This is a genomic window from Bacteroides sp. AF39-16AC, assembly GCF_003602735.1.
GTDB lineage: Bacteria > Bacteroidota > Bacteroidia > Bacteroidales > Bacteroidaceae > Bacteroides > Bacteroides uniformis.
On sequence record NZ_QTLN01000015.1, the window covers coordinates 89,979 to 106,874 of the forward strand.

At 37.4% G+C, this 16,896-nt stretch carries 16 protein-coding genes and 1 pseudogene; all 17 read left to right on the forward strand.

Translation table 11 applies throughout. From position 1 onward, the window contains the following. The gene (locus DW039_RS13465; RefSeq protein ID WP_117720715.1) at positions 1–1,194 is read left to right on the forward strand and encodes an O-antigen ligase; all 1,194 of its coding nucleotides are present in this window, start codon (positions 1–3) and stop codon (positions 1,192–1,194) included. After that, positions 1,182–2,357: a glycosyltransferase gene (locus DW039_RS13470; protein WP_117720716.1), complete on the forward strand. Its 1,176-nt coding sequence runs from the start codon at positions 1,182–1,184 to the stop codon at positions 2,355–2,357. Before DW039_RS13465 ends, DW039_RS13470 begins: the two co-directional genes overlap by 13 nt. A 48-nt stretch (positions 2,358–2,405) precedes the next feature. Next, the gene (locus DW039_RS13475; protein ID WP_117720717.1) at positions 2,406–2,636 is read left to right on the forward strand and encodes an acyl carrier protein; all 231 of its coding nucleotides are present in this window, start codon (positions 2,406–2,408) and stop codon (positions 2,634–2,636) included. Positions 2,637–2,638: 2 nt separating this feature from the next. Then, entirely contained in the window at positions 2,639–3,685 is a 1,047-nt protein-coding gene (locus DW039_RS13480; protein ID WP_117720718.1) for a 3-oxoacyl-ACP synthase III family protein, read from the forward strand. 1 nt (position 3,686) lies between these two features. After that, positions 3,687–4,439, forward strand: a complete 753-nt coding sequence (locus tag DW039_RS13485) for an SDR family NAD(P)-dependent oxidoreductase (RefSeq protein ID WP_117720719.1) — start codon at positions 3,687–3,689, stop codon at positions 4,437–4,439. A gap of 44 nt (positions 4,440–4,483) precedes the next feature. Further along, positions 4,484–5,500, forward strand: a complete 1,017-nt coding sequence (locus DW039_RS13490; protein ID WP_243635032.1) for a 3-oxoacyl-ACP synthase III family protein — start codon at positions 4,484–4,486, stop codon at positions 5,498–5,500. Between the two features lies 1 nt (position 5,501). After that, a complete protein-coding gene (locus tag DW039_RS13495) occupies positions 5,502–5,741 on the forward strand; it encodes an acyl carrier protein (protein ID WP_117720721.1) in 240 nt (79 codons plus the stop codon). Between the two features lies 1 nt (position 5,742). After that, positions 5,743–7,152, forward strand: coding sequence for an AMP-binding protein (locus tag DW039_RS13500; RefSeq protein WP_178068554.1), 1,410 nt, complete (start codon positions 5,743–5,745; stop codon positions 7,150–7,152). A gap of 9 nt (positions 7,153–7,161) precedes the next feature. Continuing rightward, positions 7,162–7,779: pseudogene (locus DW039_RS21300) on the forward strand (sugar transferase); the annotation flags it as partial. A gap of 1,028 nt (positions 7,780–8,807) precedes the next feature. Next, positions 8,808–9,896: a DegT/DnrJ/EryC1/StrS family aminotransferase gene (locus DW039_RS13510; protein WP_117720723.1), complete on the forward strand. Its 1,089-nt coding sequence runs from the start codon at positions 8,808–8,810 to the stop codon at positions 9,894–9,896. Continuing rightward, positions 9,893–11,047, forward strand: a complete 1,155-nt coding sequence (locus DW039_RS13515) for an acetyl-CoA carboxylase biotin carboxylase subunit family protein (RefSeq protein WP_117720724.1) — start codon at positions 9,893–9,895, stop codon at positions 11,045–11,047. The genes DW039_RS13510 and DW039_RS13515 overlap by 4 nt, the downstream gene beginning before the upstream one ends. A gap of 4 nt (positions 11,048–11,051) precedes the next feature. Then, on the forward strand, positions 11,052–12,095 hold the full coding sequence (locus DW039_RS13520) for a GNAT family N-acetyltransferase (protein WP_117720725.1): 1,044 nt from the start codon (positions 11,052–11,054) through the stop codon (positions 12,093–12,095). Positions 12,096–12,124: 29 nt separating this feature from the next. Further along, a complete protein-coding gene (locus tag DW039_RS13525; protein WP_118936625.1) occupies positions 12,125–12,739 on the forward strand; it encodes a GNAT family N-acetyltransferase in 615 nt (204 codons plus the stop codon). An 8-nt stretch (positions 12,740–12,747) separates the two neighbouring features. Continuing rightward, on the forward strand, positions 12,748–13,941 hold the full coding sequence (locus DW039_RS13530) for a pyridoxal phosphate-dependent aminotransferase (protein ID WP_117720731.1): 1,194 nt from the start codon (positions 12,748–12,750) through the stop codon (positions 13,939–13,941). 284 nt (positions 13,942–14,225) lie between these two features. Then, positions 14,226–15,986, forward strand: a complete 1,761-nt coding sequence (locus tag DW039_RS13535; RefSeq protein WP_117720727.1) for a DUF4838 domain-containing protein — start codon at positions 14,226–14,228, stop codon at positions 15,984–15,986. Between the two features lie 207 nt (positions 15,987–16,193). After that, positions 16,194–16,556 (forward strand): hypothetical protein, encoded by a 363-nt coding sequence (locus DW039_RS21100; protein WP_207810801.1) that lies wholly within the window; start codon positions 16,194–16,196, stop codon positions 16,554–16,556. Further along, positions 16,550–16,885, forward strand: coding sequence for an IS66 family insertion sequence element accessory protein TnpB (tnpB, locus tag DW039_RS13545; protein ID WP_007761176.1), 336 nt, complete (start codon positions 16,550–16,552; stop codon positions 16,883–16,885). Before DW039_RS21100 ends, tnpB begins: the two co-directional genes overlap by 7 nt. Positions 16,886–16,896: the final 11 nt, after the last annotated feature.

Sequence of the window (16,896 nt, forward strand, 5' to 3'; positions counted from 1 at the left end):
ATGAGAAGTTCTTTTTTCTATATCATTTTTTTAAGTTTACTCTTGTCGTTCTTTTATGCCTCAATAGATTTTTGGGGAGAAGCTCAGGCAAACTGGGATTATTCTGATATGAACTCTAGATGGCTGAACTATTCTTTTTTTTTATTGGATATATTCTGCGCATTTGTATTATTCTTGAACTGTAAAGGGAAACAATATTCTAAAATATTTATTATATGTATACTTTGGTTGTTGATTATGCCGCTTATTTTGCTTTATAATAAAGGGTCTGTAGGAGATTATATTAATACTTTATTATGGCCTTTATTGTTTGAGGCAAACTATCTATTTATAGTTAACAAAAAGGGTAGAATAAAAACACTTGTCTTAATCGTTTTTTTTGTATGGCTATTTGGTTTGTACTATTTTTTATTTGAGGGGTTTTCTGTTGAACGCCAAACTAATACTATTTTTTATGCTTTCATACCCTTACCTTTTTTTCTTTTATTTAAATCAAGGAATATGCAAATAGTGATATTGCTATTATTTACTTTCTTAGTATTATTGTCAATGAAGCGTTCTGCAATGTTGGCAATGGCTTTAATATGGATAATGTTTTTTTTTATATTATATTTTAAGGGTGATAAAAGGAAGAAGGGAGGGATATGTGTAGTTACAATATTGGCTTCAATACTTTCTTATTATATATTCCAATCTGTAGATAAATCAGTTGGGGGTGAGCTCTCTGAACGTGTTAATACTGAAGAAACAGAAAATACAGGACGTCCTCTGATTTGGGCAACAACATGGGTGATGATACATGATTGCTCTCCTCAGCAACTGATATTGGGAAATGGCCATTATGGTGTTAAAAGAGATTCTTTTCTTGAATTATCAGCTCATAATGAGTATTTAGAAACACTTTACGATTATGGTATTATCGTTTTTGTTATTTATCTTTATTTTATTGCGTTATTGGTTAAAAAATGTGTGTGTTTTTATAAGTCAAATTCTGTTTTTTTAATTCCATATATTACTTCTCTTTGTATTTTTTTTTCAATAACTATGGTAGGGCATCTTTTGCTTTATACTTCTTATTTTAATTTGTTAATTCTATTTTGGAGCTCAATAGAAGCTTATATATATGGATGTAAAGATAGTTCTCATATACAAGAACATAATACATCAAATAATAAGATGCTATGTATATATTAATGTTAACAAGAGGTATTCCTACTAAGGAAGAGCCAATATGGGGTATTTTTGAGATGCAACAAGCTATAGCTCTAAAAAATGCTGGACATAAAGTTGTTATTGGCTTTATCGATGAACGATTAAAATCAAAAGAAAGGTTTCTTTGCGTGTTTAAGTCTATAGGTATTCATAAGAAAAACAATAATGGAATATTGGTATATGATGTTTTTTATATGCCAAGGCGTTTTGTTAAATGGATGGGTGCTAAAAAATATTTTAGATTTTTGGACTGGCAATATGAACAACTGCTTAAATGTATAGTTAAAGAAACAGGTGTGCCAGATGTCATATATTCACATTATCTTCAGATAAATTATTTTGCTGTCAATCTTCATAATAAATTTAATATTCCAGTAGTAGGTGTTGAACATTGGAGTGAGTTACAGCGACCTGTGATTGCAGATTATGTAAAGAAAATGGCTCAACAAACATATCATAAATTAGATAAGTTGATATGTGTCTCAGAACCCCTTCGGGATATTATAAAGAAAAATTTTGGCGTAGAGGGTGTGGTTGTAAACAATATCGTGGAGATTGATTACGATAAAGTTTCTTTCATGAAGGGAAAATCTAATAAAAAGAATGATCAAATCAATATAGTCTCTGTAGGTAGATTGGCTCCCCCAAAAAAGATGGATGACCTCCTGCGAGGTCTTTCGCAATGTACCATGCCTAAAGAAAAGTGGCAACTAACTATTGTTGGAGGAGGGTCACTTGAAGCACCTTTAAAGGCACTGACTAAGGAACTTAGATTGGAAGATAATGTGATTTTTACAGGTATGGTTTCTCATGAAGAGGTATGTCGTATTATGTCTGAGAGTGATTTTTTTGCTTTAGCTTCAGGATATGAAACCTTTGGCGTAGTTTTCATTGAAGCTATGTCGTATGGTCTTCCTGTATTAGGAACTCGTTGTGGTGGACCAGAAACTATTATTAATAAGAACAATGGCTTATTAGTGGATAATGGAGATATAGATGGTCTTGTTAAGGCTTTGGACACAATGATGAAGACTTATATGTATTATTCGCCAGAAGCGATCAAGGCAGAAGTTAAGGCAAAATATTCTCCTAAGGCAATAATTCCAAAGATTGAGAAAGTGATGAAAGAAGCAATAAAAAAGTAGAAAAATAAGAATCAAACACTTAAATTTTATTTACAAAATTATTTTATTATGGAAATTGAAGAATTTGTTAAGAATTTTGCGGACCAGTTTGATGAAACTGATGCAAGTGTATTCACTCCCATAACAGTTTTTAAGGAGTTAGATGAGTGGTCTTCTTTAATTGCTTTGTCTGTGATCGCAATGGTTGATGAGGAATATGATGTCACATTGAAAGGGAATGACGTGAAGAGTGCATCTACCATTGAGGATTTATTTAATGTTGTAAAATCACGGGCATAATTATGGCATTGTTGAAAATTGAAAACGTCCGTATCTCAGGAATGAGTGTGGGCGTTCCACGTAAAGTTGTAAAAACGATATCTACTACATCTAAATATGGTGCGGAAGATTTTGTAGCAACAACAGGTGTCATAGAAAAAAGGCTCGACAATCTTACTACATCAGATTTAGCTCTGCCTGCCGTAGAGAAACTTATCGCGGATTTGAAGTGGGATAAGTTAGATATTAAAGGACTGGTATTTGTCACGCAGACACCAGACTATTTCCTTCCTGCTACATCTTGTGTAGTACAGGGAAAACTTGGCCTTGGTAAAGATTGTTATGCAATGGATATAAATCTCGGTTGTTCTGGATGGGTATATGGTCTTTCAGCAATGGCTGCTTTAATGCAGACCGGCTGTATAAAAAAGGCTATCGTGATTGCTGGAGATGCAAGAAAACAAGCTGCTGAGGAGCAAGATCAATTGTTTGGATTTGCGGCTACGGCAACTGCTCTTGAGTATGACGAAAACGCAGGTCCTATTTATTTTGATTTCGGAACAGATGGTACTGGGTATGATGCTATTATTCGTCCTGGAGGAGGGTGCCGCAATCAGTTTAATGAGAACTCCTTAAAATTGGAAATGTGTGATGATGGAAGAATGCGTCATAGCCTTCAGACAAGAATGAAGGGGATGGATGTCTTTGCGTTTGGAATATCAACAGCTCCAAAGTCAATTAAGAATCTAGCAAAATTCATCGATGGTGAAAACAATGATAAACCATGGCTTGATTATGATTATTATATTTTTCATCAGGCAAACATGAAAATGAATGCTCAGATTGTCAAGAAACTTAAACTTGAGGATGATAAGGTGCCATATTCTATGTCTCATTTTGGTAATACATCATCAGCTTCAATACCACTAACGATAGTTACACAATTGAAGGATAAGATTAAAAATAAAAAAACAAAGTTCATGTGTTGTGGTTTTGGAGTTGGCCTCTCTTGGGGTACTGTAGCATTTACCACAGAAGATTTTATTATTTCTGATTTAGTTGAAGTTTAATATGAATCCTAATCCATTCTCTCTAACTGGTAAGACAATATTAATTACAGGAGCTTCTTCTGGTATTGGCAAGGCTTCTGCTATTCAGTGTTCCACTATGGGTGCTAATGTAATTATAACAGCCCGTGATGAGCAACGTCTCAACCAAACGTTTTGTTTTTTGGATACCAGCAAACAAAATATAAGTATTATTGCGGATTTAACAAATAAAGAAGATATTGATAGACTTATTAGCGAATTGCCTATAATTGATGGGGTAATGCTGTGTGCTGGTAAAAGTAAAAGACTTCCAATTCAGTTTATAACTCGTGAAAGCTTAGATGATTTATTTAACATTAACTTTTATGCACCTGTAGAGTTATTGAGATTGCTTTATAAAAAAAAGAAGATTTCTAAGGGTGGTTCTGTCGTCTTAGTCGATTCAATAGGGGGTAACACGGTATTTGCACCTGGTGCAGCGATGTACGGAAGTTCAAAGGCTGCACTAAATGCCATGATGAGGTATTGTGCTAAAGAGTTCGCATCTCGTTTAATCAGAGTAAATTGTATTTGTCCTGGTATGGTTGATACCCCATTGATTCATAGAGGAGATATAACAGCAGAACAACTTGAAAAAGATAAAGACCAATATCCCCTCAAGAGATATGGCACTCCTGAGGATATTGCATATTCCGCGGTTTATCTTTTAAGCGATGCTTCTTCGTGGTTGACAGGGCAAGATATTATTATTGATGGAGGTATTTCTATTAATTAATTAGAATGGCTTTTCTAAAAATAGATAATGTAGCTATTCGTGGCTTGGCAGCCTGTGCTCCGGTCACGATAGAAGAGAATGCTGATTTGCCAGTCTTCGAAGAAGGGGAGGCTGAGCGAGTAATCAACCAAACGGGTATTGTTCGCAAGCATGTGGTGCCGCCTGGAACTACGGCTCTTGATCTGTGTAAGGCAGCCATGGAGAAACTACTTGAAGATTTGAAATGGGAGAAGGACAGCATTGATGTGCTGATTTTTGTCAGTACTACCTTCGACCATATCATTCCTCCTAACTCCTGTATTCTTCAAGGTATGCTTGAACTATCTGAAGAAACGCTTTGCATTGATCTTCGTCAAGGTTGCCCTGGTTGGACGCACGGTATGACCACGATGACCTCACTGCTTTCTCATGGAGGCATGAAGCGTGGAATCCTATTGGTGGGTGATACCACAACCCTTTCACATTCTCCGCTGGATAAGGAAACTCGTCCATTGTTTGGGGATGCTGGTACGGCTACTGCACTGGAGTTTGATCCGGAGGCAAAGCCAATAGAGTTCTATCATGGTACTCGTGGTAAAGACTATAAAAGTATTTATGCCAAGAATGGTGGATTCCGTTATCCGCTAGACGAAGAGGCCTTGAAGTTTGTTGAGCATGGCAAAAACATCCGATATCGCAGTACTGACGTAGTGATGGATGGTATGAGTGTATTTGGCTTTGGTCTGTCAATGGGACCCAAGAGTGTGAATTTACTTTGTGAACACTTCGGCATTGATAAGGAAAACGTAGATTATTATCTCTTCCATCAGGCCAACCACTACATGAACGACAAAATTCGTAAGAAGCTGAAGATTGACGAAAGCAAGGTTCCATATAGTATGCAGGATTTCGGAAACACCTCATGTGCTTCGATTCCTCTTACATTGGTATCTCAATGCAATAAGGAATATGCAAGCAAGAAACTCAATTCCGTAGCTTGTGCCTTTGGTGTAGGTTTGGCTTGGGGCTGTGTTCACTTTGAAACTGAAAATATAGTTTGTCCGGATTTAATTTTATTATAATATGACGAATATAGAAAAATATAATCAGATCTTTGCCGAGACCTTAAATTTGGGTCTTGATGAGGTGAAAGATGCTAAATTCAAGGAAACTCCATTATGGGATTCCGTAGGCCACATGACTTTGGTGGCAGCTCTTGAAGACGCATTTGATGTGCTTTTAGAGGCAGAAGACTTGATGGCTATCAGAAGCTATCAGGGTGGTATAGATATTCTCTCTAAAAATTATGAAATAGAATTCTGATATGACCGACGTGTTTCAACTCCTTGAAGAATTCAGTGGCAATACTTGTATTGTTACGGATGCGGGGCGTGAAATGAGTTATGCTCAGTTGCTGGAGGTGAGTGGGAAGATTGCCCAACAATTGAAAACTGGCAGTATGGCGTTTTGCTTTTGTGGCAATCAGGTGGGATCTGTAGCTGGTTATCTGTCCTTTCTACATGCTCATGTGCCAGTATTGTTGCTCGATGCCAATAAAAACAAGGATTTGGTGGATGACCTTTTGGCTATTTATCATCCCCGTTTTGTATGGATACCCAGCGAAAAAGCAGAGGGATTAGACGGAGCAAAGTGCATTTATGAAGCGGAAGATTATTCTTTGCTTCAATATGAAGTACCTGATATAGAGACTCATCCTGAATTGGCTTTGATGCTTACGACTTCTGGCAGTACAGGTAGTCCTAAGCTCGTAAGATTGACATTGAATAATCTCCTGAGTAATGCCAGAAGTATCGTGGAATATTTGGAAATAGACCAGAGTGAAAGACCTATCACATCACTTCCTATGTATTACAGCTATGGACTTTCTGTTATCAACAGCCATTTGATTTCTGGTGCCACTTTGCTGATGACCAATAACACGATTCTTCAGCGTGAATTCTGGAAATTTGCGGCAGAGCAGGGTGCTTCAAGCATATCTGGCGTTCCATACACTTACGAAATGCTTCGTCGCTTGAGATTCTTCCACATGAACCTGCCTAAACTTAAGACCATGACTCAGGCAGGTGGCAAGTTGCATCCAGAGTTTGTGAAGGAGTTTGTAGAACAAGCCAAGGAACACGACAAGCGTTTTATTGTGATGTATGGCCAGACAGAGGCTACAGCTCGTATGAGTTATACACCACAGGAAAATATACGGGAGAAATATATGAGTATAGGTATCGCTATACCTGGTGGTAGGTTTTCACTGATAGATGTTAGTGGTAATGAGATTACAGAACCCGAAACTGAGGGCGAATTGGTTTATCGTGGTCCTAATGTCTCTTTAGGTTATGCGGAATGTCTGGATGACCTGAAAAAGGGCGATGAAAACCAAGGTGAACTCCATACCGGTGATGTTGCCAAATTCGATACGGATGGTTATTTCTATATTACTGGTCGTTTGAAACGTTTCGTAAAGGTTTGGGGTAATCGTTGTAATCTTGATTCTGTGGAGCAGATGGTGAAGACTATTACATCCAACTGCGCTTGCGTTGGTGTGGATGACAAAATTACAATCTTTGTTGCAGAAGAAGTTGATGATAAGGTTATCATCAACATGTTTGGTGAAAAGACAGGTTTGAATACCCGTGCTTTTGAAGTTAGACATATAGATGTGATTCCGAAGAATGCATCGGGAAAGGTGCAGTATAAGGAGTTACAAGCGTTACTGTAGTTATTGATTATGTATAAACATTTTTTTAAGCGTGTTTTAGACTTTTGCTTCTCTTTAGTAGTGCTAATAATTCTTTTTATTCCTTTGCTTATCATCACCGTTGGGCTTCATTTTGCCAATAAGGGAGCTGGGGCTTTTTTCTTACAGAAAAGGCCGGGAACAAAGGGCAAAGTTTTTAATCTTATCAAGTTCAAGACAATGACAGATGAGGTTAACGAGCGTGGAGAACTGTTGCCGGATGAATTCAGATTGACAAAAATAGGGCAATTTGTTCGATCTACTTCTATCGATGAATTACCTCAACTTTTTAACGTGTTGAAGGGTGATATGGCGCTGATTGGACCTCGTCCACTTTCTCTGAAACTTCTTCCTCTTTATACTAAGGAACAAGTGCGTAGGCATGATGTTCGCCCTGGTATTTCTGGATGGGCGCAGGTTAATGGTAGAAATCATGCAAAATATAGTGAGAAGTTTGCAAACGATGTTTGGTATGTGGATCATTGCACTTTTGCAACAGATTTAAAGATAATATGGATGACCATTCGAAATGTGCTTAATAGAAGTGATATCGGGTCTGGTGCAGAGGATATGGACACTGTTGATGATTTACATTTTGGTATTCGATTGCTGAAATTTGGATCAGACTATCCTGTTATTGATAACTATAAGAAAGGAAATGCTATATCTAGTATATATCCAAATGCTAATTATTATGCTTGTGGGCGACAGGCTATAAACGACCTTATTGGAAAATTTCAATGGAAAAGGATTTGGATGCCTTCATATTTCTGCTATGATATAATAAACTATATCAAGACAACGGGTATTAAGGTTGTTTATTATGTAGACTATCCTGGAAATGACGATGAAACAAGCATTGGTAAAATACAGTTTGAAGAAGGAGATGTTCTTTTCAGAATGAATTTCTTTGGATTCAGAGGTGTGAGAACTAACAAGACCATCCCAGTTCCTGTTATTGAAGACCATTCCCACGACCTTGTTGGAGAGTGGCCTCAAAATAGTGATGCTGATTTTTGTATAGCTTCATTAAGAAAAACACTTCCAATTAGTGAGGGGGGAATTCTTTGGTCTCCAAAAGAAAAAAAACTGCCCTTGTTTCCAAAAGAGACAGAGGAGAATAATAAACTTGCAGATATCCGCTATAAAGCGATGACGAGAAAGGCTGGTTATTTGAATGGCTCAATTAAGAAGCCTCGTTTTAGGCAAGATATGTTAGACACCGAAAAGATGTTAGATAAAATACCAATATCGAAAATTTCAAATGATAGTTGGAATATAATTAATGAAATAGATATCCAAGAGTGGTATGATCGCAAACATCGTAATTGGAATTTATTACAAGACATTACTAACGAAGATGTGAAGATACTGCAACCTGAAAAAAATACATTTAATCCTTTCTCACTGGTGCTTTTGTTCAAGAGTAAAGAGGTAAGGGATAAGATGAGGGATATATTGATCAATCGCCAAACTGTTTTTCCCGCCATCCTTTGGAAAATACCGGAAATGCAAAATTCTGAGAGTGTGGATTTCGCTAATAGAATGCTGAGTATACATTGTGATGGCAGGTATGATAAAGACCTTGATGAACTGAAAGAAAGAATCATTACAGCAATACGATTACTGAAAGGACAATGTTAAGTGAAATAGGAAGCAATTTTTGGATTAGTCCTAACGAGTTATCTCTGCAAGTTTTAGAGATAACGCCGGAAAAGTTCAATTGCAAGGGTTCGGATTATGTTTGGATGTCTACAGGTAGGGGGGCTACTTCTTTTATACTGGATACAATTGAAAGGCGAAATTTTAATGTCAGTAAGGTAGCTTTATTGCCTCCATTCACCTGCAATACGGTAATTGAGCCTTTCCTCGCTAAAGGATATGAAGTCAAAACATTCCATACAGGAAAGGATTTGAGGTCAAAAGGTGCGGATATTGTTTCTGCAGCTCGTGAATGTAATGCAGGCGTTGTGCTATTCCATCGCTATTTCGGAGTAGATTCAATAGCAGATATTGATGAAGCTGTTAATGAACTTCGGAATGCGGGCATTATTGTTATAGAAGATTGTACACAATGCCTATACAGTACTTTCAAGAGAGCAAATGCTGATTATGTTGTTGCCAGTATCAGAAAATGGTGTGGTGTTCCAGATGGAGGATTTGCGGTTTGCAAGGATGGAAGTTTTGAAAATAAGCCGGAAAAGAAAGATACTGAATTGGAAGAAGCTAAAAAGGAGGCTTCAATTTTAAAATATCAATATTTGTTTGAGGGGGCTGGATACAGGAATGTGTTCTTGACAAAATACAGAAAAGCAGAAGATATTTTGGATGAAGAGAAGCTGTATTTTACCATCTCTGATTTGTCGGCGGCTATTCAAAGTAATCTGGATATTGAGAGTCTGAAGCAAAAAAGAAGAGAGAATTACAAGATTATAGCTGAGGGTCTAAAAGAGGTAGAAGGCATAACAGTCATAACTGAAGTATTGGCTGAGGATGAAGTCCCTCTATACTGTCCGATTCTTAGCGAGCATCGATTTGATATTCAAAAACTGCTGGTAAAGAACGCTATTTATGCTCCTATTGTTTGGCTAAAGGCAGACAGTTGTCCTGCAGTGGACGAAGATGCTGATTATTTGTATGATCATATTCTATGCATTCCGATAGATCAGCGATATGGTGAAGACGATATGAAGCGAGTAATAAATACATTAATTCAGAATAAATGAAAAAAATAGCAATAATCGGTGGGGGCGTGATGGCTTCATACTTTGGAGAGGCTTGTCATCGTCTTGGATATGAAGGTCATTATTTTTCCATGCTCGATGGCAAAGTTGATGATTCGAAAGTGGATTTCTTTCATGAGATCAATATCTTCAACAAAGATGGAATTGTGACTATATGCAAAGAAATAGGCGTGGATGGTGTTGTGCCCACAACCGAACTTTCAGTTCCTATTACAGCTTATGTGGCAGAAAAGCTTGGGTTGCTGGGCAATCCAGTTAAAGTAGCAGAGGTAATAACTAACAAGTATCGCAATCGCGAATGCATAAAGGATCTGACAGATCTTCTTTCTCCGAAATTCGTAGCAGCAAAATGTATAAAAGATATAGAGAACTCTGATGTTCCTTATCCTATGATTCTGAAACCTGTAAGCTTAGGTGGTAAAAGAGGTATCACTGTTGTGAATAAGTATGATGAGCTGATTGGCGCATTTGAATATGCAGCTAATAGCTTTCGCAAAGGTGTTCAGCCGTTGATTATTGCAGAGCAATTCCTTGAAGGAGGAATGGAGTGCAGTGTAGAATCAATTTCTATCAAAGGTCGCCATACTATTATCCAGATTACCCAAAAGGATAGTAGTGATGCACCTCATTGTGTGGAATTAGGTCATCACCAGCCTGCACCTCTTTCCGATGAAATTTGGAATAAGGTTGTCAAGGGCGTAAGCTCCGGACTGACAGCCATTGGATTGGACAATGGCCCTTGTCATACAGAAATTAAAATCATAGATGGGGAGGTCTATCTTATTGAATTCAATGCTCGACCAGGTGGGGATCACATTTGGTGGCCAATGGTAGAACTGAGTACCGGATTTGATATTATCGGTGCTGTGGCTCAGGCAGCGACTGGTGACCTAGAATCGATTGATGTGAAGAGTTTCAAACACCGCTATTCCGGTTTGTATTATGTAGTAAAACAAACCGCACATCTTAAGGCGATCTTTGATACCTGCGAAAAAGAGAAATGGTGCTGGGAAAAGAACTTCATTACTGATGATTTATACGAATTGGTCCAGAATGATATGGAACATACCAACTATATGATCTACTCTTCTGAGGAGGAGGATCCTGTTGAAAAACTTCTAAAGAAACAGTAATTCAATGATAGAAACATTAGGATTAGATAGTCGCGAAAGATGGAACGAGGTGGCGAAGTCTTTTAAAGATTATGACATTTACTATTCGCCAGAGTATCTGATTTCATTTCAGATGATAGGTGATGGAGATCCGATACTGATTTATTATAAAGAAAATGGGTTAAAGGCTATGTGTGCCTTGATGAAACGTTCGCTGAAAACGTATGGTGTGGACGATTGGTTCGACCTGATAACGCCATATGGTTATGGTGGTTTTGTGTTTGAGGGTGATATGTCCGAAAACAATAAGAAGGTCTTCAGCAAAGCATTCAAACAGTGGGTTGTGGAACATAATGTAGTAAGTATCTTCTATCGTTTTCATCCTCAGTTAAGAACCGCAGAAAATGCCTATTGGTATTGCGATCCGATAATGCTTGGACATACTATTGAGATGGATCTTACTGATGAAGACACTATATGGAAGAATATGACCAGCAAGAACCGTAATATGATTCGCAAGGCTGAAAAGAATGGTATAACTATAGAACATGGTTTGACGTGGGAACTTTTCCTTGAATTCAAAGTGGTATATGATGCCACGATGGTCAAAGACAATGCTGAGGAATATTACTTCTTCAAGGAAGATTTCTATCGTAGTATTTTTGATAATATGAAAGATACCTGTGAAATATTCTATGCTGTATATGAGGGGAAGAAGATCGCTATGAGTATGATGTTACATGAGAATGATAGAATGCATTATCATCTCTCGGGTTCTGTTTGGGAATATCGCAATCTGGCACCATCGAATCTTTTGCTGTACGAAGCAGCAAAATGGGGTAGCTCCATAGGCTGTAAGATTTTTCATTTGGGAGGTGGTGTTGGTAGTGGAAAGGATAATCTCTTTAAATTCAAACGCGAATTCAATAGAAACTCTGATATTACTTTTGGAATTGGAAAGCAGATTTGTAATCAGGAAATGTATGACAAACTGGTTCAGTTTTGCATTGATGGAAAAACTGATTTTGATAAGGATAATAAGTTCTTCCCATTGTATCGTACAATATAACATTAATTGAAACTTATAATTAGAGAGATATGGAAAAAAGTGTGTACTTTAGAGCCTTAGAACCTGAGGATGCTGAGTTGATATATCAGTGGCACAACGATGCCGAGATGATGAAGAATGCCGTGGGCATGGAGAGATTTTGGAGCAAACAGGATTGTCGAGATTGGGTAGCAGCTCGTAGCAAAAGAGATAACTTTAATTTTTGGTTTGCTATTTGTCTCAATGATGAATCTAAAAAGATGATAGGTTATTTTGGCATTAACAAAGTGCATTATGTAAATCGGTCGGCAACAAGTGACGCAATAGTAATTGGGGACAAAGAACATAGAGATGGCTTTGCTTGGATTGAAACATACTTGTATATGAAATACTTCGTTTTTGAAGTGTTGCATCTTCATAGATTCTATGGCTCTTGTATGGCCACTCAAAAGCAGACTCTTTTTATGACAAAACTATTGTATGCTCATGTGGATGGCATAATTCCTGATTGTTATTTTAAGAATAATCAATATATAGATGAGGTTTTAACATCTTCGCTTGATGACGAGTACTTCATGCATAAAAATAATGGTGACTTCGAAATGAAGGCTTTGTTGAAGCGCATAAGGCAACTGAGAGAAGAAGAAAAGGAAAAAGAAAAATGACAAATAACGTGCTCCAAATTTCACAACGTGGCACAGAGATGCCACTTTCTCCTATACGTAAACTTTCTCCGCTGGCATTCGCTGCAGAGGATAGAGGGATAAAGGTTTACCGACTGAACATCGGTCAGCCTGACCTGCCAACGCCTCAATGTGCAATAGATGCCATGAAGAATGTGGATATAAAGATTTTAGCGTATAGCCCTTCACAAGGCTTTAAAAGCCTACGTGAAAAGATGATGGGTTACTATGCTAAATACAATATCCATATAACAGCGGATGATATTATCATTACCAATGGTGGTTCGGAGGCAGTTCTATTTGCTTTTATGAGCACCTTGAACCCAGGTGATGAGATTATTGTTCCAGAGCCTGCATACGCCAATTATATGTCGTTGGCTGTATCGGCTGGTGCAGTTATATGTACCATTCCAACGACTATAGAAGAAGGATTTTCACTGCCAAAAGTGGATCAATTTGAAAAACTGATTAATGAGCGTACGAAGGCAATTCTGATTTGTAATCCGAATAATCCTACGGGGTATCTCTATACGCAGAAGGAGATGAACCAAATACGGGATTTAGTGAAGAAGTATAATCTTTACTTGTTCTCGGATGAGGTTTATCGTGAGTTTATCTATACAGGATCTCCATATATCAGTGCCATGCATCTAGAGGGGATAGAACAGAATGTGATTCTGATTGATTCCTTCTCGAAACGTTATTCTGAGTGTGGTATCCGTATAGGAACATTGATGACTAAGAACGAGAAAGTACGCGCTGCTGTGATGAAGTTCTGTCAGGCAAGGCTTAGTCCTCCATTGATTGGACAAATCATTGCAGAGGCTTCATTGGATACACCTGAAGAATATCTTCGTTCTGTTTATGATGAATATGTGGAGCGCAGAAAATGCTTGATAGATGGTCTGAATAGGATCCCCGGTGTTTATACCCCAATCCCAATGGGTGCCTTCTATACTGTGGCTAAACTCCCTGTGGATGATACCGAGAAGTTTGCTGCTTGGTGTCTGGAGGAATTCTCGTATGAAGATGCTACCATTATGATGGCGCCAGCTTCAGGATTCTATACCACTGAAAAGATGGGAAAAGATCAAGTTCGTTTGGCCTACGTGCTAAAGAAAGAGGATTTACAGAAGGCACTTATTATATTAGAAAAGGCACTAGAGAAATATAATAAAAGATAAGGGTTGAAGATGTGTGAAGTTGGTTCTACCATTCTATGAGAAAACATCGAAACCAGAAAGAATATTGGAACTAATATTTGAAGGAGGTAATTTCGGACACAATCATGGGGAGAAGCCTATACCAATAGGCAAGTTAGCCTGACATTAGCGTGGAGTGACAGATACTTTAAAACGATATTGGATAGTGGGTAGAACAATTCCAAATGATATAAGTTTTTTCTTCCCGAACTAAGTGCATTAGCAAGGATAAAAAGCATTTTGAGAATTAATTGTTTATTCGAAGCATGAAGAGGTCGATAAAAATATTATTATTTTCTATAATCTATTTATTTTTAGTTAGCCATGTCCATGCTAACGCAGAAGAATTATTTAACAGAGGCAAGACTAATTACCGTATTGTGCTGTCTTCGAATGCTTCTAAAACAGAGGAGACAGCTGCAAATGAATTAGCGACATATCTGAAACAAATAAGCGGCACAACGTTCGAAATTACTGGTACTCCTGGCGAAAGGAATATCTATGTTGGTTATGATAGTGCTAATAAAGTATTTAAAAGATTAACCGCATACAAGAATGATGATGACGGTTTTATGGTAATGACTATTGGCTCTGATATTGTAATATTTGGAGGAAAAGAAAGAGGTACGATGTATGGTGTATATCGATTTTTGGAAACACTTTTTGGGGTAGAATGGTACACACCTACATTTACGAAAGTTCCCAAACTCACTACTTATAGTTTTAAAAAAATAGAATTTTCAGAACATCCTAAAATTTTTTACCGATATACCGATTTTTATTGTGTAAATGATGATGCATGGTTGGCTCATAATCTAATGAACAATAAGTATAGGAAATCTACACCTAATACAAATAAGTATGGCATCCAACGTTGTTTATGGAGCCAACATACAATGAAAATACTTTTGCCATCTAAAAGTAATTTTGATAAACACCCAGAATATTTTGCTTTGTATAAAGGGAAGAGAATTAAAGATGGACAATTGTGTTTGTCTAACCCCAAAGTGATTGATATCTTAACAAAAGAAATCTTAAAAGTTATAGAAAATCATCCCGAGTTTGATATTTATGATGTTTCGCAGAATGATAACAATTATTTCTGCCAATGTGAAAATTGTAAAGCTGTTGAAGCTAAATATGGAGGAAAATCTGGATTGATTTTGTGGGCAGTGAACCAAGTAGCGAATGAGGTAAAAAAAAGCTTTCCAGATAAATATATAACAACTCTTGCGTATAAATTAACCCGAAGCGCTCCTGTGGGGATAGCTCCTGCAGATAATGTTGTTATAAGACTGTGTGATATAGAATGCTGTTTTGCTCACTCCCTCTCAGCTGATAATTCAAGCCGAAATACTTCCTTTATAAAAGACTTGAAAGATTGGAGTCGTATAGCAAAACATATATTTATTTGGGATTATGCCGAGAATTGGCGAGGATTTATGACACCTTACCCGAACATTAATGCATTAGGATCCAATATTCAAACATTTATGAAGTATAAAGTAATGGGTGTATTTGAAGGAGGGCAGAATCTTTCTTACGGTAGTGATTTTGAAGAATTGAAGAGCTGGCTGATTGGAAAGTTGCTATGGAATCCGTATCAAAATACAGAGTTTTTAGCACGGCAGTTTATAAAAGACTATTATGGCTCTTCGTCTCAAGAAATTCTACAATATTACAATCTGTATAATTCACTTGTAAAACCTGATGTTCATATTGGATGTAGGCTTAAAAATGAGTCTGAGTTTTATAATGATGATTTCGTGAAAAAAGCATATCCTATTATGGAAAGAGCAGAAAAGGCTGCGAGTGATTCTGTTATATTAGAGCGCGTGAAGAAGGTGAAATTGCAAGTATTGGCGTCTGAATATGCATTGCATCCTCAAAATTTTTACAAAAGCGGGAAGTGGCTTGAATTCAAAACCTTGGTTTTGAAGTATAATGCTTACATAAAGTTGGGTGTTGGGCCAGAGAAGTTTATTCCAGAGTTTGAGAGTGTGGTTAAAAAAAGAAATGGCATATAAAAGAGTCAAGTATAAAACCGCTTGCTTTGTTAATTAGTATAGGTGTTTTGATTGCGACAGGTGTAGGATTGAAAAGAAGAATAAGGAAAACTGTATAGTCATGGTATTGGAGATAAAGTGTATGGGAATGAACCTATAGGGGAATTGTTACATCTTTGTACAATTTGGAGCATAACATCTTCGCTGCGAACAAAAATTTTAGAATTTATGTATAGCAGTGAAGATCTTGAAAGGTTTTACTTTCAATACCAGACCGAGGCTTTGCCTCATGGAGAATCTCTCCAATCGTTTTGCGTTAAGAACAAAGTTCCTTATAACATCTTTCAGAAATGGTACAAGGATACCCGTAAAAAAGTAGTTGAAGTCCAGGTTGATGGTGCTCCTGCAATTGGTCATGAGGAAAAATCCAGGGCTAGTGATCAACCTCAACCGGTATCACCAAGCAGAAATGATCACCCGGTTCGTATTTGGGTTGAGATTCGTATCAGCAATGGCTTGCATTTGTCCCAAAAGAATTTAAGCTACCCGGATTTGGTTCGTATGGTAGAGCAGTTGGAGGGGTTATGTTGAGTGTTACCGGTCTGAATCATTTTTATTATGTCCGTGATTTTACCGATATGCGTTGTAAACACAGCCGTGTGTTGTCTGTCATTCGTGAACGGCTTCACCGTGAGCCCAATGATGGAGACGTCTTTATAGTCATGTCTCGAAATCGCAGGATAGTCCGTATGTTTTCATTTGATAATCGTTCATATAGTCTGTTCGAAAAGAAGTTTGTGGCAGGCTATCAGTTCATGAAGGTGGAGCGGAACGGGGCAGATACTGTTTATCGGATTGCCTGGAAGGACGTGGTTTTGATTCTTGAGAATCCTATAGTTAAAACATTAAAAATCAGATAATTAATCTATTT